Raw genomic sequence first — 17,992 nt, forward strand, 5'->3', positions numbered from 1 at the left:
GAGAACATCGCGATTCAAGACCGACCGGCGACGGCCGATAACCCGTCACGAGATGGACCTTCATGAGAACGACAGGACAATGACCATGAGCCATTCCGTGAACGAGATCGGCGCCGGCCAGGCGACCCAGCACACCGACATCGCCACGCCGCGCCACCGCGCGGAGCAGGTGCTGGCCACCTGGCTGCCCGGCGAGGCCACCCCGGCGAGCGGCGAGGCGCCCACCCAGCACGGCGAACTGGTGGCCCCCGTCCAGCAGATCAACGAGGTGATGCGCCCCTACGGGGTGCAGTTCGAAATGGACGATGCCACCTCGCGAACGGTGACCCGACTGGTGGATCGCGAGACCGGCGAACTGATTCGCCAGATTCCCGCCGAGGAGGTGCTGCGCATCGCCGAGCACCTGGAGGAACTCCAGGGCCAGCTGATCCATCTGGAGGCCTGATAGAGGCATTGTCTGAAAAGTTGGCGAGCGAAGGCGAGGGTTAGGCCCGTTCCCGACGGGCCAACGCACTCCCCACTTCCCTGTGGGTCGCAAGGCAAGAATCAGCGAGAAGCCGGACCGGGCTCGCGCACGAGCTGATTGTTAACGCCGTATAGCCGAGCGCAGACACTATTCGAACTTTGCCTAGACCTGCATGTTCATCACGTCCTTGTAGGCCGTCACCAGGCGATTGCGCACCTGGACGCCCATTTCGGAGGCCACGCTGGCCTTCTGCATGTCGACCATGACGTCGTTGAGCTCGACGCCGGGTTCACCGGCCTGGAAAGCCTTCACACTGTCGCCGGCCTGGAGCTTGAGCTCGTTGATGCGCTGGATGGAGGCCTGCAGTTCGCCGGCGAAGCCGCCGTTGCCCACGGCCGTGTCGAGCCGCTGACCGGGGGTGGCGGCGTCACCGCCGGCCTGGGTGGCCAGCGATTGCATCTGGGCCAGGGCCGACGCGAGGGCGGGTGAGCTCATCGAGCACCTCCATGAAGGGGCAGTTAGGAATGGTTGCCAAGGCTAGCAGCGCCGCGGCGCCTGCCATGCGGCCAATTGCCGGGCAAAAAACCGGCTTTTCTCACCTTTGGCGCGACAGCCCCCGCGGATAATGTCCGTCATCACAGTTCCGCCCCGGCCTCGGGGCGGCGAACCGCGATTGACGGGAAGCAGTCGATGCCTTCTTCTAGTTCCGCGGGCCCCGGCACTATCGCCGCCGGGAGGCTCGCATGAGCAGTGGCGCCTCCGCCACCGGCAACCCTCGGGCCCAGTCGTTCTCCTTCGCGCAGCTCACCCAGCAGCTGCGCGGCAGCCCCCTGATCGCCCTGCTGATCGTCGGCGCCGCCGTGGTCGCCATCGCGGTCGCGCTGCTGCTGTGGGCCGGCGCCCCTACCTACCGGGTGCTCTACAGCAACCTCAGCGAGGCCGATGGCGGCCAGATCATCGGCGAGCTCGACAACCGCAACATTCCCTACCGCTTCAGCCAGGGCGGCCAGGCCCTGCTGGTGCCCGCCGACCAGGTCCACCCCCTGCGCCTGCAGCTGGCGGCCCAGGGGCTGCCCGAGGGCGGCAACGTCGGCCTCGAGCTGATGGAGAACCAGGCCTTCGGCATCAGCCAGTTCGCCGAACAGGTCAACTACCAGCGCGGCCTGGAAGGCGAGCTGGCCCGCTCCATGGAATCGCTGGGCCCGGTGGCCGGGGCCCGGGTCCACCTGGCCCTGGCCAAGGACTCGGTGTTCGTGCGCCGCCGCGAACCGGCCAAGGCCTCGGTGGTGCTGACCCTGCACCCCGGGCGCACCCTCGGCGAGGGCCAAGTCAACTCCATCGTGCACATGGTATCCAGCAGCGTGCCGGACCTGGCCGCCGACGCCGTCACCGTGGTCGATCAGGGCGGCCGTCTGCTCACCACCCCCGACGGCGGCGGCATGGGCCTGGACGGCTCCCAGCTGGACTACGTCGCCGAGGTGGAGCGCGCCTACCAGCAGCGCATCGAGACCATCCTGGCGCCGATCCTCGGCCGCGACAACGTCGAGGCCCAGGTCACCGCCCAGCTCGATTTCGCCAGCCGCGAGGAGACCTCGGAAAGCTATACCCCCAACCAGCCGCCCAACGAGGCGGCGGTGCGCAGCCGCCAGACCAGCCTCGACCTCAACGGCGCCGGCGACCTGGCCGGGGGCATCCCCGGGGCGCTGAGCAATACCCCGCCCGGGGCCGCGGCTTCGCCGATCGCCGGCCAGGCGGCCGGCGACGAGGCCGGCGAGGGCGATGACGCCGAGGCCACGGGCGACGCCCAGGCGGGCAACGCCGCCGACCGGCGCCTGAGCCGCGACGACGTCATCAACTACGAGCTCGACCGCCAGGTCTCCCACGTCCAGCATCGCCGGGGCCGGGTGGAACGCCTCTCGGCGGCGGTGGTGGTCAACTTCCGCGAGGTCCGCGACCAGGACACCGGCGAGCTGGTGCCCGCCCCGCTCGAGGACGAGGAGATGGCCCAGATCGAGCGTCTGGTGCGCCAGGCCATGGGCTACTCGGAGACCCGCGGCGACCAGGTGGCGGTGGTCAACAGCCCCTTCGCCCAGGACGACGCGGCGGCCAGCGAGCCGGACTGGTGGCAGCGTCCCGCCGTGCAGCAGCTCGCCTTCACCCTGGGTCGCTACCTGCTGGTGGGCCTCGCCCTGCTGCTGCTCTACCTGCTGATCCTGCGGCCCTTCATCCGTCGCTATACCGAGCGGCCCCTGCCGGCGCCGGCGCCGGCGACCTCGGGCTTCCAGGCCCGAGTCGGCGACGACGACGAACGCCACGACAGCGACGAGGCGCTCGGCGACGACGGCGAGCCGGAGGAAGGCGACGCCCCGCCGCGGCGTCGCAAGCGCCGCACGACCGCCTACGAACAGAACCTCAACGACCTGCGGGAAATGGCCCAGGAGGATCCGCGCATGGTGGCCATGATCGTCCGCGGCTGGATGAGCAAACATGACGAGTAAAGCGATCACCGGCCTGCGGCGCAGCGCCATCCTGCTGCTGGCCCTGGACGAGGACAGCGCCGCCGAGGTCTTCAAGCACATGTCGGCCAAGGAGGTGCAGCAGCTCAGCATCGAGATGGCGACCATGAACCAGGTCTCCCACGAGGAGATGCGCCAGGTGCTGCAGGACTTCAGCACCGAGACCGAAGAGTTCATCGCGCTGAACCTCAACTCCAGCGACCACATCCGCTCGGTGCTGACCAAGGCGCTGGGCAGCGAGCGCGCCTCGAGCCTGATCGAGGACGTCATGGAGACCTCGGGCACCAGCTCGGGCATCGACGCCCTCAACCTGATGGAAGCCTCGATGGTGGCCGAGCTGATCCGCGACGAGCACCCGCAGATCATCGCCACCATCCTGATCCACCTCGAGCGCCACCAGGCCGCCGACGTGCTGGAGATGTTCGACGACAAGCTGCGCAACGACGTGGTGCTGCGCATCGCCACCTTCAGCGGCGTGCAGCCGGCGGCGCTGCAGGAACTCACCGAGGTGCTGACCAGCATGCTCGACGGCCAGAACCTCAAGCGCAGCAAGATGGGCGGCGCCCGCACCGCGGCCGAGATCCTCAACCTGATGAACAGCCACCAGGAAGAGGCCGCCATCGAGACGGTGCGCTCGCACAGCGAGGACCTGGCCCAGAAGATCATCGACGAGATGTTCCTGTTCGAGAACATGATCGACCTCGACGATCGCAGCATCCAGCTGGTGCTCAAGGAGATCGACACCAACTCGCTGGTGGTGGCCCTCAAGGGCTCCCACGAGGCGCTCATGGACAAGTTCCTGCGCAACATGTCCCAGCGCGCCGCCGACCTGCTGCGCGAGGACATGGAGGCCCGCGGGCCGATCCGCGTCTCCCAGGTGGAGACCGAGCAGAAGGCGATCCTCCAGGTGGTGCGCCGCCTGGCCGATGCCGGCGAAGTGGTGCTGAGCGGTGGAGACGACACCTATGTCTGATGCCGAGGCCCGCGCCCGGGAGGGCGCCGACACGCCCTGGCGCCGCTGGCGCATGGGCGAGCTGCGCGAGCCCGAGCGCCGCGAGGCGCCCGCCGAGTCCGCCGATCCCCAGGCCGCGGCCGAGCGGGCGCGGCAGCAGGAGGCGCAGCGCCAGCAGCAGGCCCTCGAGGCGCTGCGCGAGCAGGCCCGCCGGGACGCCCATGAGCAGGGCCTGCGCGAGGGCCGCGAGGCCGGCCACGCCGAGGGCCTGACCCAGGGGCTCGAGGAAGGCCGCCGCCAGGCCCAGGAGGAGCTCGAGCAGCGCGTCGAGGAGACCCTGGCGCCGCTGGTGCCGCTGGCCCGTCACTTCGACGAGGCCCTGGCGAGCCTGGATGAGGCCGTGGCCGAGGACCTGGTCGAGCTGGCCCTGACCACCGGCCGCCAGCTCGCCGGCGATGCCCTCAAGGCACGCCCCCGCCAGGTGCTGGAGCTGATTCGTGCCCTGCTGCACAGCGAACCGCCGCTGATCGGCCAGCAGCGCCTGTGGCTGCACCCCCTCGACCATCGGCTGGTCACCAAGCACCTCGGCGAGGAACTGGAAGCCGCGGGCTGGCAACTGCAGCCCGACGACCAGCTGAGCCGCGGCGGCTGCCGGGTCACCAGCGCCCGCGGCGAGCTGGATGCCACCTGGGAAACGCGCTGGCAGGCGATCCAGGATCAGGTGCGCCGGCGCCAGCCGCCGACGTCTTCCCACGATGAGGACTGAGTGGAACACCGCATGACCGATGCCACCCTCACCAATCGCCACCAGGCCGGCTGGCAGCTCGCCCTTCGCGGCGTGCGCCGCCGCATCGAGCCGCTGCCCGTGAGCCGCGCCAGCGGCCGGGTGGTGCGCGCCGCCGGCCTGGTGATCGAGGTGGTGGGCCTGCAGGTGGCGCTCGGCAACGCCTGTCGCATCGAGCTGCCCGACGACCAGGGCCGGCCGGGCCGGCGCTTCGCCGAGGCCGAGGTGGTGGGCTTCGACGGCGAGCGGTTGTTCCTGATGCCGCTGGCCGAGATCAGCGGGCTGCGCCCCGGCGCCCGGGTCATGCCGCTGGGCGACGGCGCCGGCGATGCCGCCCGGCGGTTCCCGCTCGGCGAGCGCCTGCTGGGCCGGGTGGTCGACGGCAACGGCGCGCCGCTGGACGGCCAGGGCCCGCTGGACGAGGCGCCCCGGGCGCCGCTGGCCACGCCGCCGCTGAACCCGCTGTCACGGGCCCCCATCGACACCCAGATCGACGTCGGCATCCGCGCCATCAACGCCCTGCTCGGGGTCGGCCGCGGCCAGCGCATGGGGCTGTTCGCCGGCTCCGGCGTCGGCAAGTCGGTGCTGCTGGGCATGATGGCCCGCTACACCCGGGCCGACGTCATCGTGGTGGGGCTGATCGGCGAGCGCGGCCGCGAGGTCCAGGACTTCATCGACAACATCCTCGGCGCCGAGGGCCGCCGGCGGGCCGTGGTGGTGGCGGCACCGGCCGACACCTCGCCGCTGCAGCGCCTGCAGGGGGCGGCCTACGCCACCCGGCTGGCCGAGGGCTTCCGCGACCAGGGCAAGAACGTGCTGCTGATCATGGACTCGCTGACCCGCTATGCCATGGCCCAGCGCGAGATCGCCCTGGCCATCGGCGAGCCGCCCGCCACCAAGGGCTATCCGCCGTCGGTGTTCGCCAAGCTGCCGAGCCTGGTCGAGCGCGCCGGCAACGCCGAGCGCGGCGGCGGCTCGATCACCGCCTTCTACACGGTGCTCACCGAGGGCGACGACCAGCAGGACCCGATCGCCGACTCGGCGCGCGCCATCCTCGACGGCCACGTGGTGCTGTCGCGCACCCTGGCCGAGGCCGGCCACTACCCGGCCATCGACATCGAGGCCTCGATCAGCCGCGCGATGACCGCCATCGTCGACGCCCGCCAGCTCGAGCAGGCCCGCCGCTTCAAGAGCCTGTTCTCGCGCTACCAGCGCAACCGCGACCTGATCAGCGTCGGCGCCTACCACCCGGGGCACGACCCCGAGCTGGACGAGGCGGTGAATCGCTACCCGGCCCTGGAGGGCTTCCTGCAACAAGGCATCGGGGACTGCGCCGATCTCGATGCCTCGCGTCAGGCACTCATCGGCGCCCTTGGAGGTATGTCATGAGCCGCACCGCGCTGGACAATCTCACCGAGCGGGCCCGCGAGGCCCGCGACCAGGCCGGCCAGAAGCTCGCCGGCGAGCGCCGCAGCGTCGACCAGATCGTCGCCCAGCTGGAATCCCTGCAGCACTACCGCAGGGAATACGCCACCCAGCTGCAGGCGGCGCTGCGCGAGGGCATCGACCCGGCCAGCATGCACAACTATCAGCGCTTCCTGGCCTCGCTGGACGACGCCCTGGCGCGTGCCCGCCAGGCCCTGAACGAGCAGCGCCACCGCGTGGAGCGCAGCCAGCGCCACTGGCAGCAGGAGCAGCGCCGGCTGAGCTCCTACGACACCCTCGCCGAGCGTCGGGCCATGGCCCAGCGTCGAGCCGAACGACGTCGCGACCAGCGCGACACCGATGAACTGGTCACCCAGCGCTGGCTGCGCCGGGACGCCATGCCAAGCGGCTACTAGGACAGCAAGGACAAGGCTCATGGATATCCAGCAGATCCTCACCGCCGGCACCGGCAAGCCCTCGGCCTCGCAGACTAGCGGCTCGGGCAACGCCGCCGGCCTGACCGGCGCCGACTTCGCCAAGGCGCTGGCTTCGCTGTCGCCGGCGACCGGCGCCGCTCAACCCCAGGGCACCGCCGACGGCGATGCCTCCCGGACGACGCTCGGGGCCCTGCGACGCACCCTGGCGGCCCAGGACGCCCAGGGCCAGGCCATGCCCGAGGGGCTGCAGGCCCTGCTGGCGTCGGACCCATCGGGCGAGGGCCTGGCGGAAGCGCTCCAGTCCCTGCTCGACACGGAGGGCGAGGGAGATGCGGCGGCGCGGCTCCAGGCCTTGCTGTCCACCGCGGCCGAGGGCGACGAGCTGCCTGAGGGGCTCCAACGCCTGCAGCCCGGGGCTGACTCCGCGGCGCCGCCGGCGGCCCTGCTGGCCCGCCTGACGGCGGCACAGGACAGCGAACGGGGCGGCGCCCCCGACGCTAAGTCCGCCGCTCCCGAGACCGCCCCCGGGTTGCAGGCCATCATGCAGCGCCTGGCCCTGATCCAGGGCGCCGGCCAGACCACCGCCGAGGGCGCTGGCACGGCACAGGCGGCGCCCGCTCAAGCCTCGGCCGCCGCACTACCGCTGACCGGCCCGGCCGCCGCCCGGCCGTCCGGCCAGCCAACGGCCGGCGCCGAGTCGCCCAACCCGCTGCTCCAGGCCGCCCAGGCGCGCGGCGATGGCTCCGCCGCCACGGCGACCGCCCTCGCCACCGCCGAGGCCGCCCGCCAGGGGCCAGGCCAGCAGGTGAGCGGCACCCCGCCAGGCACGCTGCAAGCCACGCCACAGGCCTCGCCCCAGGCCATGCTGGAGGCCCTGGCGGCACGCCAGGAGGGACAGGCCGGCGGCGGCCAGGGCCACCATCCCGCGGCCGTGGGGCCGCTCGGCGCCAGCGGCCAACCCGGCTCGACGACGCCCGCCGGCAACGCCGCCGCCCCCGCCACGCCCCAGCAGGCGACCCTGAGCGCGCCGGTCGACAGTCCGGCCTGGCCGCGCCAGCTGGGCCAGCAGCTGATCCGCTTCGGCCGCGGCGGCGGCGAACAGCACATCGAGATGAAGCTGCACCCGGCCGAGCTGGGCCCCCTGTCGGTGACCCTCAAAGTCGGCGACCAGGGCGCCCAGGCGCACTTCCTCTCGGCCCATGCCCAGGTCCGACAGACCCTCGAGCAGGCGCTGCCCCAGCTGCGTGAGGCCCTGGCCGAGCAGGGCATCGCCCTGGGCGAGACCTCGGTCGGCGAACAGCGCCAGGGCGGCGCCCAGGCCGACGGCCAGCGATTCGCCGGCGCCGGGGGATCGGGCCACGGCGAGGGCGACGAGCCCCTCGAGGCGCTCCGGGACGCCGGCGCGGACGGCGCTCGCGAGCGGCCCCTGGACGGCCGCGTCGACCTCTACGCCTGACGAGCCGACGGCCCGCAAAATCCGGAGTTGGGCCCGTTCATCGGGCCTGTTCGCATCATCGTGGCGCCCTTGGGGGCGGCATAATTCACCGCTATCGGCAGATAGCTCAGCATAGGAACGGCAATGGCGACGGCAACATCCAGTACGGGCTCCCGGAAACTGCTATGGCTGCTGGTGGTGCTGGTCGTGCTCGCCTCATCGGCGGCGGCCGCGGCCCTGTTCATGGTCTTCACCCAGCAGGACGAAGGACAGGCCATGGCCCAGGAACCCGAGGCGATCGCGTACCAGGACCCGATCTTCGTGGAGATCGCTCCCTTCACCGTCAACCTGGCCGACGACGACTACGGCTCGCGGCTGCTGTACACGGGCATCTCGCTCAAGGTGCCCGATGCCCAGAGCCAGGAGCTGCTGACGGCCCACATGCCGGAGGTGCGCAGCCGCCTGCTGATGCTGCTCTCCGGCCAGCAGGCGACGGACCTGTCCTCGCCGGAAGACAAGCAGCGCCTCGCCGAGCAGGTGAAGGCCACCCTCGAGGCCCCGATGAGCGAGACGCAGCCGGCGCTGACCATCGAGGACGTGCTGTTCACCGAATTCATCGTGCAATAACCCCGGGGTCGCGACGCTCATGTCCCAAGACGATCTGCTCTCCCAGGACGAGATCGATGCCCTGCTCAAGGGCGTCAGCGGGGATGACGAACCCAGCGGCGGCAACGACGGCCAGCCCCAGGTGCGTCCCTTCGACCCGGCCTCCCAGCACCGCATCATCCGCGAGCGCCTGCATGCGCTGGACATGATCAACGAGCGCTTCGCCCGCTATTTCCGGATGGGGCTGTTCAACCTGATCCGGCGCAGCGCCGACATCACCGTGGACTCGGTGAAGTACCAGAGCTACAGCGACTTCTCGCGCAACGTGCCGGTCCCCACCAACATCAACATGATCGCCATGAAGCCGCTCAAGGGCTCGGCGCTGATCGTCTTCCCCCCCAGCCTGGTGTTCATGGTGGTGGACAACCTGTTCGGCGGCGACGGTCGCTTCCTGACCAAGTCCGAGGGCCGCGAGTTCACCAACACCGAGCAGCGCATCATCCAGCGCATGCTGCAGTTGGCCATCGACGCCTACGCCGAATCCTGGAAGTCGGTCTATCCGCTGGAGATCAGCTTCCTGCGCAGCGAGATGCAGTCGAAGTTCGCCAACATCACCAACTCGCCCAACGAGATCGTGGTCAACACCAGCTTCAACCTCGAGGTGGGCAACCTGGCCAGCAGCTTCCAGATCTGCATGCCCTACTCGATGATCGAGCCGCTGCGCGACCTGCTGACCAACCCGCTCAACGACGGTCACCAGGACCAGGACGGTACCTGGTCGAAGCGCATGGCCGGCGAGCTCCGCCAGTCAGAGATCGAGCTGGTGGCCAATTTCGCCGACATTCCCTCCCGCATCGCCCAGGTGCTGGCCCTCAAGGCCGGCGACGTGCTGCCGCTGGAGCTGCCCGAGACGGTCAGCGCCAGCGTCGACGGCGTGCCGGTGATGGAGTGCGAGTACGGCAGCCAGCAGGAACAGCGGGCGCTGCGCGTGCTGCGCCTGTTCGACCATGCCGCGGGCCATGCGCCGTCCAGCGCCTTCGTCAGGTCGGCCCAGCCGAAACCCAAGGAAGCCAAGCATGACTGATCCCAACAAGCCCGACGATCGCCCCCTCGACGACGAGTGGGCGGCCGCCATGTCCGAGCAGGAGGGCGACGCCACCCCGAGCGAGGACGAAGACCCCTGGGCCGCGGCCATGGCCGAGCAGGCCGCCTCCGAGTCGGCCGAGGGCGATGAGGCGCCGGCCGAGGAAGCGGCCGAGTCCCCGGCGCAGCCGGCCAGCGACAGCGTCTTCCAGCCGCTGCAGGACAGCCAGGGCAGCCCGGTGCCCCGCGATCTCGAGATGATCATGGACATCCCGGTCAAGCTGACCGTGGAGCTGGGGCGCACCAAGCTGACCATCAAGCAGCTGCTGGAGCTGGCCCAGGGCTCGGTGATCGAGCTGGAGGGCCTGGCCGGGGAGCCCATGGACATCCTGATCAACGGCTACCTGATCGCCCAGGGCGAGGTGGTGGTGGTGGACGACAAGTACGGCATCCGCATCACCGAGATCATCACGCCGTCCGAACGGGTCCAGAAGCTGAACCGATGAGCGAGACCGCTTCCAGCGCAAGCACCGCCGCCGAGGGCCTGGCCGCCGGCGGCGAGGCCCTGGTGGGCATGGCCACCCTGGGCAAGACGGCCGCCGCCCTGGCCCTGGTGCTGGTGGTGATTCTCGGCTGCAGCCTGCTGCTGCGGCGCCTGGGCGGCGGCGGACGCGGCCAGGGCCATCGCCCGCGGCTGGTCGGCAGCACCGGCATCGGCCACCGCGAGCGGGTGGTGATCGTCGAGGTGGAGTCGACCTGGCTGGTGCTGGGCGTCGGCGGCGGCCAGGTCAACAAGCTGCACGAGATGCCCGCCCCCGAGCCCTCGGCGGCCGAGCCGGCGTCCCCGGTGTCCCGGGACGACGGCTTCGCCGCGCGCTTCGCCCAGGCGCTGCGCCACAACGCCGGCCTGGGTCGCAACGGCCGGGGGCGTTCATGACGCTCGCCCCCCGTCACGCCCGCTGGCTGGCCCTGGCCCTGGTGCTGCTGCCCGGCCTGGCGCTGGCCCAGCAGATCCCGGGCCTGATCAGCCAGCCCATGGAAGACGGCGGCCAGCGCTGGTCGCTGTCGCTGCAGACCCTGCTGCTGCTCAGCTCGCTGGCCTTCCTGCCGGCGGCGCTGCTGATGATGACCAGCTTCACCCGCATCATCATCGTGCTCAGCCTGCTGCGCACCGCCATGGGCACCCAGGCCACGCCGCCCAACCAGATCCTGCTGGGCCTGGCGCTGTTCCTGACCTTCTTCATCATGGCGCCGGTGTTCGGCGAGGTGTACGACCAGGCCTGGGTGCCGCTGTCCAACGGCGACATCGCCTTCCCCGAGTTCCTGGCCCAGGCCCAGGGCCCCTTCCGCGAGTTCATGCTGGCCCAGACCCGCGAGCCGGACCTGGGGATGTTCGCCGGCCTGGCCGAGGTCGGCCCCCTGCAGGGCCCGGAGGACGTGCCGCTCAGGGTGCTGGTGCCGGCGTTCGTGACCAGCGAGCTGAAGACCGCTTTCCAGATCGGCTTCACGATCTTCATCCCCTTCCTGATCATCGACCTGGTGGTGGCCAGCACCCTGATGAGCCTGGGGATGATGATGGTGCCGCCGATCACCATCTCGCTGCCCTTCAAGCTGATGCTGTTCGTGCTGGTGGACGGCTGGCAGCTGATCATCGGTTCGCTGGCGGAAAGCTTCTATCTCTGAGCGCCCCCGCCGACCCTCCACCTCTGACCCGGGACGCATGCCATGACCCCCGAGACGGTAATGACCATCGCCTACCAGGGCATGCGGGTGACCCTGCTGCTGGCCGGCCCGCTGCTGCTCACCGCGCTGTTCACCGGCCTGCTGGTCAGCCTGTTCCAGGCCGCCACCCAGATCAACGAGATGACCCTGTCGTTCATCCCCAAGATCCTGGCGGTGTTCGCCGTGCTGGTGCTCGCCGGCCCCTGGCTGCTCGGGCTGATCACCACCTTCACCCGCGAGCTGTTCGGCAACATCCCCAACCTGGTGATGTAGCGGCCGATGGTCGAGATCACCTTCGCCCAGCTGCAGAGCTGGCTGGTCGCCTTCCTGTGGCCGTTCTGCCGCATCACCGGCCTGATGCTGACCTCGCCGATCTGGGGGCACTCCAGCGTGCCGCGCCAGGCCAAGATCGGCCTGGCCGGGGCGCTCACCGTGGTCATGTCGCCGGTGCTGCCGCCCATGCCGGAGGTGCCGCTGATGTCCTGGGCGGGCTTCGGCATCATCGTCGAGCAGCTGCTGATCGGTGCCGCCATGGGGCTGGTGATGCGGGTGACCCTGGTGGTGGTCCAGGCCACCGGCGAGTTCATCGGCCTGCAGATGGGGCTGGCCTTCGCCACCTTCTTCGATCCCTCGAGCGGCACCAACATGATGGTGCTGTCGCGGATCCTCTACATGATCACGCTGCTGATGTTCCTGGCCTTCAACGGCCACTTGATGGTGATCGAGATCCTCGCCTCGAGCTTCGCGGCGCTGCCCATCGGCCTGGGCCGCTACGACCCCGCCGCCTTCGAGATGCTGGCCCGCTACGGCGGCACCATCTTCACCGCCGGCATGCTGCTGGCGCTGCCGCTGGTCGCCGCGCTGCTGATCATCAACCTGTCGCTGGGCATCCTCAACCGCTCGGCGCCGCAGCTCACGGTGTTCAACATCGGCTTCCCGACCTCGCTGACCGTGGGGGTGATCCTGCTGATGGTGCTGATGACCGACCTGGGCCGCTTCCTCGAGCGGCTGTTCGGCCAGGGCCTCGACACCCTGAGCGGCCTGCTCGACGCCCTGGCCCCGCTGGGCGGCTGAGGCGAAAAAAACCGCCCCGGCGGGATGCAGCGGGGCGGGACAAGGGGTCATGGCCGTAAGGCACCATGACCGGCAGGGCTCGGGGGATCAGAGGTACTGGAAGAGCGACATGCCCTTCATGTCGGCGAAGGTCTGCTGGGAGGCCTGCATGCCGACCTGGCGCAGGCTGTATTCGGAGATCGCCTCGGCATAGTCGAGGTCGACCAGGTCGGACAGGGTCTGGGCGTAGTTGAGGCTGCGGTTGGCGCTGACGCCGTCCACCACGTCCAGCTCGTTGAGCCGCGCGCCCATGGAGGCACGCACGGTCAGGACGTTGTCCAGGCTGTTGTCCAGCTCGCGCATGGAGGTGCTCAGGGTATTGCGCAGGGCGGCCTGGCCGGCATCGGTGCCGGCGGGGCTCTCGAGTACGCCGATCGCGTTCTCGAGGGTGGTGAAGAGGTCGGTATTGCCCTGGTCGGCGGGATCGATGGCGATGCTGTCGCCGGCCGCCGGCTCGCCCCGGAGTTCCATGACCAGGCCCTCGAACTCGACCCGTGCCGGCTGCTCGCTGTCGGGGTCGTAGCTGCCCGAGGCGACGCTGGTGCCGGCGCCGTCCTGCACCTCGTAGGTGTAGCCCGAACTGGCATCCCCGGCGAAGGTCAGCGTGTAGCCCTCGCCGGACGACACGGCCTCATCGTCGACGACCTGAGGCCCCTTGAAGGTGACGCTGCCACCGTTGCCCGGGTCGGCGGTGGCCACATGGCCGGCGCCGCTCGGCACGCTGCGGAAGATCGCCTCGCCGCTGTCGCTGACCTCCATCAGCCGCGAGGCGTCGATGCGCTGCTCGCGGACCCGGCTGTCGCCCACGTACTCGATCTCGCCGCCGGCGTTCCTGACGAAGGGCGCGCTGTCGTCGCGATAGCCGCCGAACAGGTAGTTGCCGTTGCCGTCGGTGGCGTTGGCCTGGCCGACCAGGGTCTCGTAGACCCCGCGCAGCTCACTGGCCACGGACTGCCGGTCGGCATCGCCGAGCGTCTCGCTGGAGGCCTGGACCAGCAGCGTCTTGGCGCTGGCCACGGCGTCGCTGACGCTGTTGAGCACGCTCTCGGCCTGGGACAGCGAGTTGCGGGCGCTGACCCGGGAATCGGTGTACTGCTGGGTGACCGCCTGGGACTGGTCGACGCCCACCGCCTGGGAGGCCGCCTGGGGATCGTCGGACGGGTTGACCACCCGGCGACCGCTGGCGATCTGCTGGCTGACCTTGAGGAAGTCCGACTGCTGCTGGTTGAGCGAGGTGACGCTCTGCTCGAACATGGTGACGGTGCTGATACGCATCTCTCGGGTCTCCCTCTATCAACCGCGCAGGCCGAGCACGGTGTCGATGACCGTGGTGCCGGTTTCGATGACCTTGGCATTGGCCTGGTAGAACTGCTGGTAGCGGATCAGGTTGGCCGCTTCCTCGTCCAGATTGACGCCGGACTCCGCCTGCTGGGCGGCCCGCAGCTGCTCGCTGAGCCCCTGCTGCGCGTCCAGGTTGACCTGCACGATATTGGTCCGGTTGCCGACGTCGCTGACCATGGCGCCATAGGCGCCGCTCAGCGACGCCGAGCCCCCCACGACCTTCTCCTGCTGCAGATCCTGCAGGGCCAGGGCGTTGCGGTTGTCGCCGCTGCCGGCGCCGTCGAGGTCCAGACGCACGCTCTGGCCGTCCTCGAGCTCGCCCAGGGTCAGGGTCACGCCGTCCAGGGTGATCTCGTCGCCCGGCTGCACGTTGAAGTTCTGGGTCGCCCCGCCATCGCCGGTGGCCACGATATCGAAGCCGCCGCTGCCGTCGTCGCTGATCGCCAGCGACCAGGGCGCGTCGCCGGAGGTCAGGGCATTGCCGGGCTCGGCCTGGAAGGAGGCGACGGCCTCGGCGTCGCCCTGCACCAGGCTGCCCGCGGCGATGGCATCGAGGTCGGCGATGGCGCTCTCGAGCTCCGCGGCGGCGCGCCGCACCGGCTGGACCTCGAAGCGGTCGTTGCCGGCCATCTGGTTGGCATCGTCGAAGGTCAGGGTGACGCCGCCGAAGCTCAGGGTGGCGTCGGTGCCGTCGCCGTTAGGATCGTCGAAGGCCAGCTCACCGGCATCCAGCACCTCGCCGTTGTCCCGGCGGGTGACCTCGAAGTCGGCGGGCCCCGCGGGCGGCGCATTCAGCACCCGCACCGAATAGTCGGTGGCCGCGAGGCGATCGATGTTGTCGGTATCGAACGCCGCCCCGCTGATCTCGGCGCCGCCCAGGTTGCCGTCGTCCGAGAAGGCTTGCGGCTGGCCGATGGAGAAGAAGTCGCCGCCCTGGTTACCGTCCAGGTCGACGCCGTTGGCATGCTGCTGGTTGATCGCCACGGCCAGCGACACGGCCATCTGGCCGATCTGGTTCTGGGTCTTGTCGAGGGTCTCGGCACGGAAGCTCATCAGCCCGCCGAGGGTGCCCCCGGAGACCGCCTCCTCGTCCAGCGCCCTGACGTTGCCGCTGGAATCGGGATAGCCGATCACCGTGCGCTGGGGATCCTCGGGCGAGGCCATGGCCTCCAGCGCGAAGCTGCGGTCGCCGAGCACCAGCGGCTGGCCGTTGGCCAGGCTGACGTTGTAGGACGAGCCGTCCTGGACGTTCAGCCGCAGGTCCATGCGCTCGCTGAGTTCCTGGACCAGCTGGTCGCGCTGGTTGAGCAGGGCATTGGGCGCCTCGCCCTGCTTGGCGCGGGCCAGGGCGATCTCGCGGTTGATGCCGGCCAGCTGCTCGGTGGCGTTGTTGATCTGGGTGATCTCGTCCTCGATCTGGCCGTTGATGCCCTCCTGCATGTCCTGCAGGTAGCCGTCGAAGGAGCGGAACTGGGCGCTCAGGGTATCCGCCGAGCCCAGCACGCCCTGGCGGGCGGCGGGGTCGGAGGGCGCGCTGGCCAGGTCTTCCATGGCCGAGAAGAAGTCCTGCATCAGCGGCGACAGGCCGGCCTCGCGATCGGCCAGCAGGCTGTCGATCTGCTCCACCTGGCCGCCGTAGGCCTCCAGGGCGCTGGTCTTGCTGGTCGCGGCGTTGAGCTGGTCGGCGATGTAGCGGTTGAACTGGCGCTGGATGTCCTCGACCCGGACCCCGCCGTTGCCGGTGCTGCTCTCGCCGAGCAGGGTGACCTCACGGTTGTAGCCCGGCGTGAAGACGTTGCTGATGTTGTTGCTGGTGGTGGCCAGGGCGTTCTGGGCGGCGTTGAGGCCGCTTAGGCCCGTGGAGAAGATGCTCATGACGGTATTCCCTTATGCCGATTGTCTGGCTATCGGCCACGCCGGGCCGAACTTGAGGCCATCGCCCCGACGAATCCCTCGCTCAGGGCGTGCCGGCCCGGGCCAGCATGTCGCCCCCGGCCAGCGGGCCCAGGGTATCCATCACCGCGATCAGCTTGTCGGCGTAGGCCGGGTCGGTGGCATAGCCGCCGCGCTGCAGGGCCCGGGCCGCCTGGTCGGGGGTCGCCGCCGCGGTCACGCCGGCATAGCGGGGGTTGTCGCCGATCAGCCGGGCATAGTCGGTGAAGGCCTCCTCGAAGGAGCCATAGACCCGGAAATCGTCGCGCACCGCCCGGCGGCGGCCATCGATGACCTCGTGGGTCAGGATCTCGGTGGTCTCGCCGCGCCAGCGACTGCCGGCCTTGATGCCGAACAGGTTGTGGCTGTTGCCGCCATCGGCGGTGGCGATCTCGCGGCGCCCCCAGCCGGTCTCGAGCGCCGCCTGGGCCAGGATCAGCTCGGCCGGCACGCCGCTCGCGCGGCTGGCCTCGCGGGCCGGCTCGCTCAGCCGCGACAGGAACGCCTCGACATGCTCGGGCCGCCCGCTCGTCGCGGCCGACCCGGATGCGGCGGCGACCTCGCGCTCGCCGGCACCGGTCTGCAGCGCCTCGAGGAAGGAGGCCGGCGCCGCCGGGTCGCCGTCGTCGGCCTCGGGGCCGGCCGCCAGCGCGTCCGTCAGCGGCCGCGGGGTGCCGCGGGGGATGCCGGCGATCAGCGCCTCGATGTCCCGCTGCCCGCCGGCGGGCCGTTCGCCGAGGCGACCCTCGAGCTGGGCGACCAGCTGCTCGGCCAGCCCCACGCCGCGCTCGGCGACGCCCTGGGACCACTGCTTGTCGAGCAGCTCCTGGTAGAAGTCGCCCTGGCGGCTGTCGAGCAGTCCCGACGACGGCACCGCGTCGCGCATGCTCTTCATCATCATCTGCACGAACAGCGCCTCGAACTGCTTGGCCGCGCCCTCGAGCCCCTGGCCGGGGGCCTGGCTGGCGGAGTGCTTGAGCCGCTCCAGGCCCTGGATGTCCAGGGCGAACTGGCCGCTCATGCCACCGGGAGTGTCCAGGCTCATCAGATGATCTCCAGTTCGGCGCGCAGCGAGCCCGCTTCCTTGAGCGCCTCGAGGATCGACATCAGGTCATTGGGCGTGGCGCCCAGGGAGTTCAGCGCGTCCACCACCTCGAGCAGGTCGGCGCCCTCGACCACCTTCAGGGTGCCGGGCTGCTGCTGGATGCTGATCTCGGTGTCCTGCACCACCACGGTGTCGCCGTCGGTGAAGGGGTTGGGCTGGCTGACGCCGAAGTCGCTGTCGATGACGATCGACAGGTTGCCCTGGGCCACCGCCGCCCGCTGCAGGGTCACCTGGCCATTGAGCACCACGGAGCCGGTGCGCGAGTTGAGCACCACCCGGGCCGGCTCCTCGCTGGGGGTCACCCGGACGTTCTCGACCCGGGCCATGAAGTTGACCCGAGCGTTGGCGTCGCGGGGCCCGTCGAGGGCGATCACCCGGGCGTTGCGCGCCGAGGCCACGATGCGGCCGAACTCCTGGTTGATGGCGTTGACCGCGCGCTGGGCGGTGCTGAAGTCGTCGCTCTCCAACTGCAGCTCGAGCACGCCGCCGTTGGCGCCCAGGTCCAGCGGCACGCCGCGCTCGATGGTGGCGCCGCCGGGGATGCGTCCGCCGCCCTGCTGGTTGACCTGCACGCTGGTCCCGCCGCCCGAGGCGCTGGCGCCGGCGACCAGCAGATTGCCCTGGGCGAGGGCGTAGGTATCGCCGTCGGCGCCCTTGAGCGGGGTCATCAACAGGGTGCCGCCGCGCAGGCTGTCGGCGTTGCCCACCGAGGACACCACCACGTCGAGGTCCTGGCCCGGCCGGGCGAAGGGCGGCATCTCGGCGGTGACCATCACCGCCGCCACGTTGCGCAACTGCATGTTGGTGCCGGGCGGCACGGTGATGCCCAGCTGGGACAGCATGTTGGTCAGGCTCTGCCCGGTGAACGGCGCCTGGGTGGTGCGGTCGCCGGTGCCGTCGAGCCCCACCACCAGGCCGTAGCCGACCAGGGCGTTGTCGCGCACGCCGGCGAAGCTGGCCATGTCGCGCAGGCGCTCGGCCTGGGCCGGCAGGGCCACCAGGATCAGCAGCAGCAGGGCCAGCCCGCGGGCCAGCGAGGGGCGCGCGCTCGGCGCGCGTCGGTTGCCGGTCATCA

19 protein-coding genes are annotated in these 17,992 nt (G+C 70.5%); 14 read left to right on the plus strand and 5 right to left on the minus strand.

The window, feature by feature from the left end; translation table 11 throughout:
* The first annotated feature begins 85 nt into the window (after window positions 1–85).
* The gene (locus ACXAFN_RS11020) at window positions 86–445 is read left to right on the plus strand and encodes a flagellar protein FlaG (protein WP_474988660.1); all 360 of its coding nucleotides are present in this window, start codon (window positions 86–88) and stop codon (window positions 443–445) included.
* A gap of 183 nt (window positions 446–628) precedes the next feature.
* Here ACXAFN_RS11020 and fliE read toward each other — a convergent pair whose 3' ends face one another.
* Window positions 629–961 carry a flagellar hook-basal body complex protein FliE gene (fliE, locus tag ACXAFN_RS11025; RefSeq protein ID WP_474988662.1) on the minus strand — a complete coding sequence of 111 codons (333 nt, stop codon included), beginning with the start codon at window positions 959–961 and terminating at the stop codon, window positions 629–631.
* Window positions 962–1,209: 248 nt separating this feature from the next.
* Between fliE and fliF the strand changes: the two genes are divergently transcribed.
* From fliF to fliR, 13 genes are all read left to right on the plus strand, one after another.
* On the plus strand, window positions 1,210–2,964 hold the full coding sequence (gene fliF, locus ACXAFN_RS11030) for a flagellar basal-body MS-ring/collar protein FliF (RefSeq protein WP_474988663.1): 1,755 nt from the start codon (window positions 1,210–1,212) through the stop codon (window positions 2,962–2,964).
* Window positions 2,954–3,955: a flagellar motor switch protein FliG gene (gene fliG, locus ACXAFN_RS11035; RefSeq protein ID WP_474988665.1), complete on the plus strand. Its 1,002-nt coding sequence runs from the start codon at window positions 2,954–2,956 to the stop codon at window positions 3,953–3,955. The genes fliF and fliG overlap by 11 nt, the downstream gene beginning before the upstream one ends.
* On the plus strand, window positions 3,948–4,700 hold the full coding sequence (locus tag ACXAFN_RS11040) for a flagellar assembly protein FliH (RefSeq protein ID WP_474988667.1): 753 nt from the start codon (window positions 3,948–3,950) through the stop codon (window positions 4,698–4,700). Before fliG ends, ACXAFN_RS11040 begins: the two co-directional genes overlap by 8 nt.
* 12 nt (window positions 4,701–4,712) lie before the next feature.
* On the plus strand, window positions 4,713–6,107 hold the full coding sequence (fliI, locus tag ACXAFN_RS11045) for a flagellar protein export ATPase FliI (protein WP_474988668.1): 1,395 nt from the start codon (window positions 4,713–4,715) through the stop codon (window positions 6,105–6,107).
* Complete coding sequence (gene fliJ, locus ACXAFN_RS11050) at window positions 6,104–6,559, plus strand: flagellar export protein FliJ (RefSeq protein WP_474988670.1); 456 nt, start codon at window positions 6,104–6,106, stop codon at window positions 6,557–6,559. The genes fliI and fliJ overlap by 4 nt, the downstream gene beginning before the upstream one ends.
* Before the next feature lie 19 nt (window positions 6,560–6,578).
* Complete coding sequence (locus ACXAFN_RS11055; RefSeq protein ID WP_474988672.1) at window positions 6,579–8,036, plus strand: flagellar hook-length control protein FliK; 1,458 nt, start codon at window positions 6,579–6,581, stop codon at window positions 8,034–8,036.
* Window positions 8,037–8,159: 123 nt separating this feature from the next.
* The gene (gene fliL, locus ACXAFN_RS11060; RefSeq protein WP_474988674.1) at window positions 8,160–8,642 is read left to right on the plus strand and encodes a flagellar basal body-associated protein FliL; all 483 of its coding nucleotides are present in this window, start codon (window positions 8,160–8,162) and stop codon (window positions 8,640–8,642) included.
* Window positions 8,643–8,661: 19 nt separating this feature from the next.
* A complete protein-coding gene (gene fliM, locus ACXAFN_RS11065; protein ID WP_474988676.1) occupies window positions 8,662–9,705 on the plus strand; it encodes a flagellar motor switch protein FliM in 1,044 nt (347 codons plus the stop codon).
* Window positions 9,698–10,210 (plus strand): flagellar motor switch protein FliN, encoded by a 513-nt coding sequence (fliN, locus tag ACXAFN_RS11070; protein ID WP_474988677.1) that lies wholly within the window; start codon window positions 9,698–9,700, stop codon window positions 10,208–10,210. The genes fliM and fliN overlap by 8 nt, the downstream gene beginning before the upstream one ends.
* Window positions 10,207–10,641, plus strand: coding sequence for a flagellar biosynthetic protein FliO (gene fliO / locus ACXAFN_RS11075; protein ID WP_474988679.1), 435 nt, complete (start codon window positions 10,207–10,209; stop codon window positions 10,639–10,641). The genes fliN and fliO overlap by 4 nt, the downstream gene beginning before the upstream one ends.
* A complete protein-coding gene (fliP, locus tag ACXAFN_RS11080) occupies window positions 10,638–11,387 on the plus strand; it encodes a flagellar type III secretion system pore protein FliP (RefSeq protein WP_474988681.1) in 750 nt (249 codons plus the stop codon). Before fliO ends, fliP begins: the two co-directional genes overlap by 4 nt.
* Before the next feature lie 42 nt (window positions 11,388–11,429).
* A complete protein-coding gene (gene fliQ, locus ACXAFN_RS11085; RefSeq protein WP_309652059.1) occupies window positions 11,430–11,699 on the plus strand; it encodes a flagellar biosynthesis protein FliQ in 270 nt (89 codons plus the stop codon).
* Window positions 11,700–11,705: 6 nt separating this feature from the next.
* Window positions 11,706–12,500 carry a flagellar biosynthetic protein FliR gene (gene fliR, locus ACXAFN_RS11090; RefSeq protein WP_474988683.1) on the plus strand — a complete coding sequence of 265 codons (795 nt, stop codon included), beginning with the start codon at window positions 11,706–11,708 and terminating at the stop codon, window positions 12,498–12,500.
* 87 nt (window positions 12,501–12,587) lie between these two features.
* On the opposite strand, the gene flgL is transcribed toward fliR, so the two are convergent.
* From flgL to ACXAFN_RS11110, 4 genes are all read right to left on the minus strand, one after another.
* Entirely contained in the window at window positions 12,588–13,814 is a 1,227-nt protein-coding gene (gene flgL, locus ACXAFN_RS11095; protein WP_474988685.1) for a flagellar hook-associated protein FlgL, read from the minus strand.
* Between the two features lie 18 nt (window positions 13,815–13,832).
* Window positions 13,833–15,755 (minus strand): flagellar hook-associated protein FlgK, encoded by a 1,923-nt coding sequence (flgK, locus tag ACXAFN_RS11100; RefSeq protein ID WP_474988687.1) that lies wholly within the window; start codon window positions 15,753–15,755, stop codon window positions 13,833–13,835.
* An 82-nt stretch (window positions 15,756–15,837) separates the two neighbouring features.
* Window positions 15,838–16,857 (minus strand): flagellar assembly peptidoglycan hydrolase FlgJ, encoded by a 1,020-nt coding sequence (gene flgJ, locus ACXAFN_RS11105; protein ID WP_474988688.1) that lies wholly within the window; start codon window positions 16,855–16,857, stop codon window positions 15,838–15,840.
* Window positions 16,857–17,990: a flagellar basal body P-ring protein FlgI gene (locus tag ACXAFN_RS11110; protein WP_474989100.1), complete on the minus strand. Its 1,134-nt coding sequence runs from the start codon at window positions 17,988–17,990 to the stop codon at window positions 16,857–16,859. The genes flgJ and ACXAFN_RS11110 overlap by 1 nt, the downstream gene beginning before the upstream one ends.
* Between the last annotated feature and the right edge of the window lie 2 nt (window positions 17,991–17,992).

This window comes from Halomonas sp. ABH4_019 (genome assembly GCF_056159885.1).

Coding starts and splice junctions, on each gene's coding strand:
- ACXAFN_RS11020 (WP_474988660.1), top strand. CDS start 86: ATGAGCCATTCCGTGAACGAGATCGGCGCCGGCCAGGCGACCCAGCAC.
- fliE (WP_474988662.1), bottom strand. CDS start 961: ATGAGCTCACCCGCCCTCGCGTCGGCCCTGGCCCAGATGCAATCGCTG.
- fliF (WP_474988663.1), top strand. CDS start 1,210: ATGAGCAGTGGCGCCTCCGCCACCGGCAACCCTCGGGCCCAGTCGTTC.
- fliG (WP_474988665.1), top strand. CDS start 2,954: ATGACGAGTAAAGCGATCACCGGCCTGCGGCGCAGCGCCATCCTGCTG.
- ACXAFN_RS11040 (WP_474988667.1), top strand. CDS start 3,948: ATGTCTGATGCCGAGGCCCGCGCCCGGGAGGGCGCCGACACGCCCTGG.
- fliI (WP_474988668.1), top strand. CDS start 4,713: ATGACCGATGCCACCCTCACCAATCGCCACCAGGCCGGCTGGCAGCTC.
- fliJ (WP_474988670.1), top strand. CDS start 6,104: ATGAGCCGCACCGCGCTGGACAATCTCACCGAGCGGGCCCGCGAGGCC.
- ACXAFN_RS11055 (WP_474988672.1), top strand. CDS start 6,579: ATGGATATCCAGCAGATCCTCACCGCCGGCACCGGCAAGCCCTCGGCC.
- fliL (WP_474988674.1), top strand. CDS start 8,160: ATGGCGACGGCAACATCCAGTACGGGCTCCCGGAAACTGCTATGGCTG.
- fliM (WP_474988676.1), top strand. CDS start 8,662: ATGTCCCAAGACGATCTGCTCTCCCAGGACGAGATCGATGCCCTGCTC.
- fliN (WP_474988677.1), top strand. CDS start 9,698: ATGACTGATCCCAACAAGCCCGACGATCGCCCCCTCGACGACGAGTGG.
- fliO (WP_474988679.1), top strand. CDS start 10,207: ATGAGCGAGACCGCTTCCAGCGCAAGCACCGCCGCCGAGGGCCTGGCC.
- fliP (WP_474988681.1), top strand. CDS start 10,638: ATGACGCTCGCCCCCCGTCACGCCCGCTGGCTGGCCCTGGCCCTGGTG.
- fliQ (WP_309652059.1), top strand. CDS start 11,430: ATGACCCCCGAGACGGTAATGACCATCGCCTACCAGGGCATGCGGGTG.
- fliR (WP_474988683.1), top strand. CDS start 11,706: ATGGTCGAGATCACCTTCGCCCAGCTGCAGAGCTGGCTGGTCGCCTTC.
- flgL (WP_474988685.1), bottom strand. CDS start 13,814: ATGCGTATCAGCACCGTCACCATGTTCGAGCAGAGCGTCACCTCGCTC.
- flgK (WP_474988687.1), bottom strand. CDS start 15,755: ATGAGCATCTTCTCCACGGGCCTAAGCGGCCTCAACGCCGCCCAGAAC.
- flgJ (WP_474988688.1), bottom strand. CDS start 16,857: ATGAGCCTGGACACTCCCGGTGGCATGAGCGGCCAGTTCGCCCTGGAC.
- ACXAFN_RS11110 (WP_474989100.1), bottom strand. CDS start 17,990: ATGACCGGCAACCGACGCGCGCCGAGCGCGCGCCCCTCGCTGGCCCGC.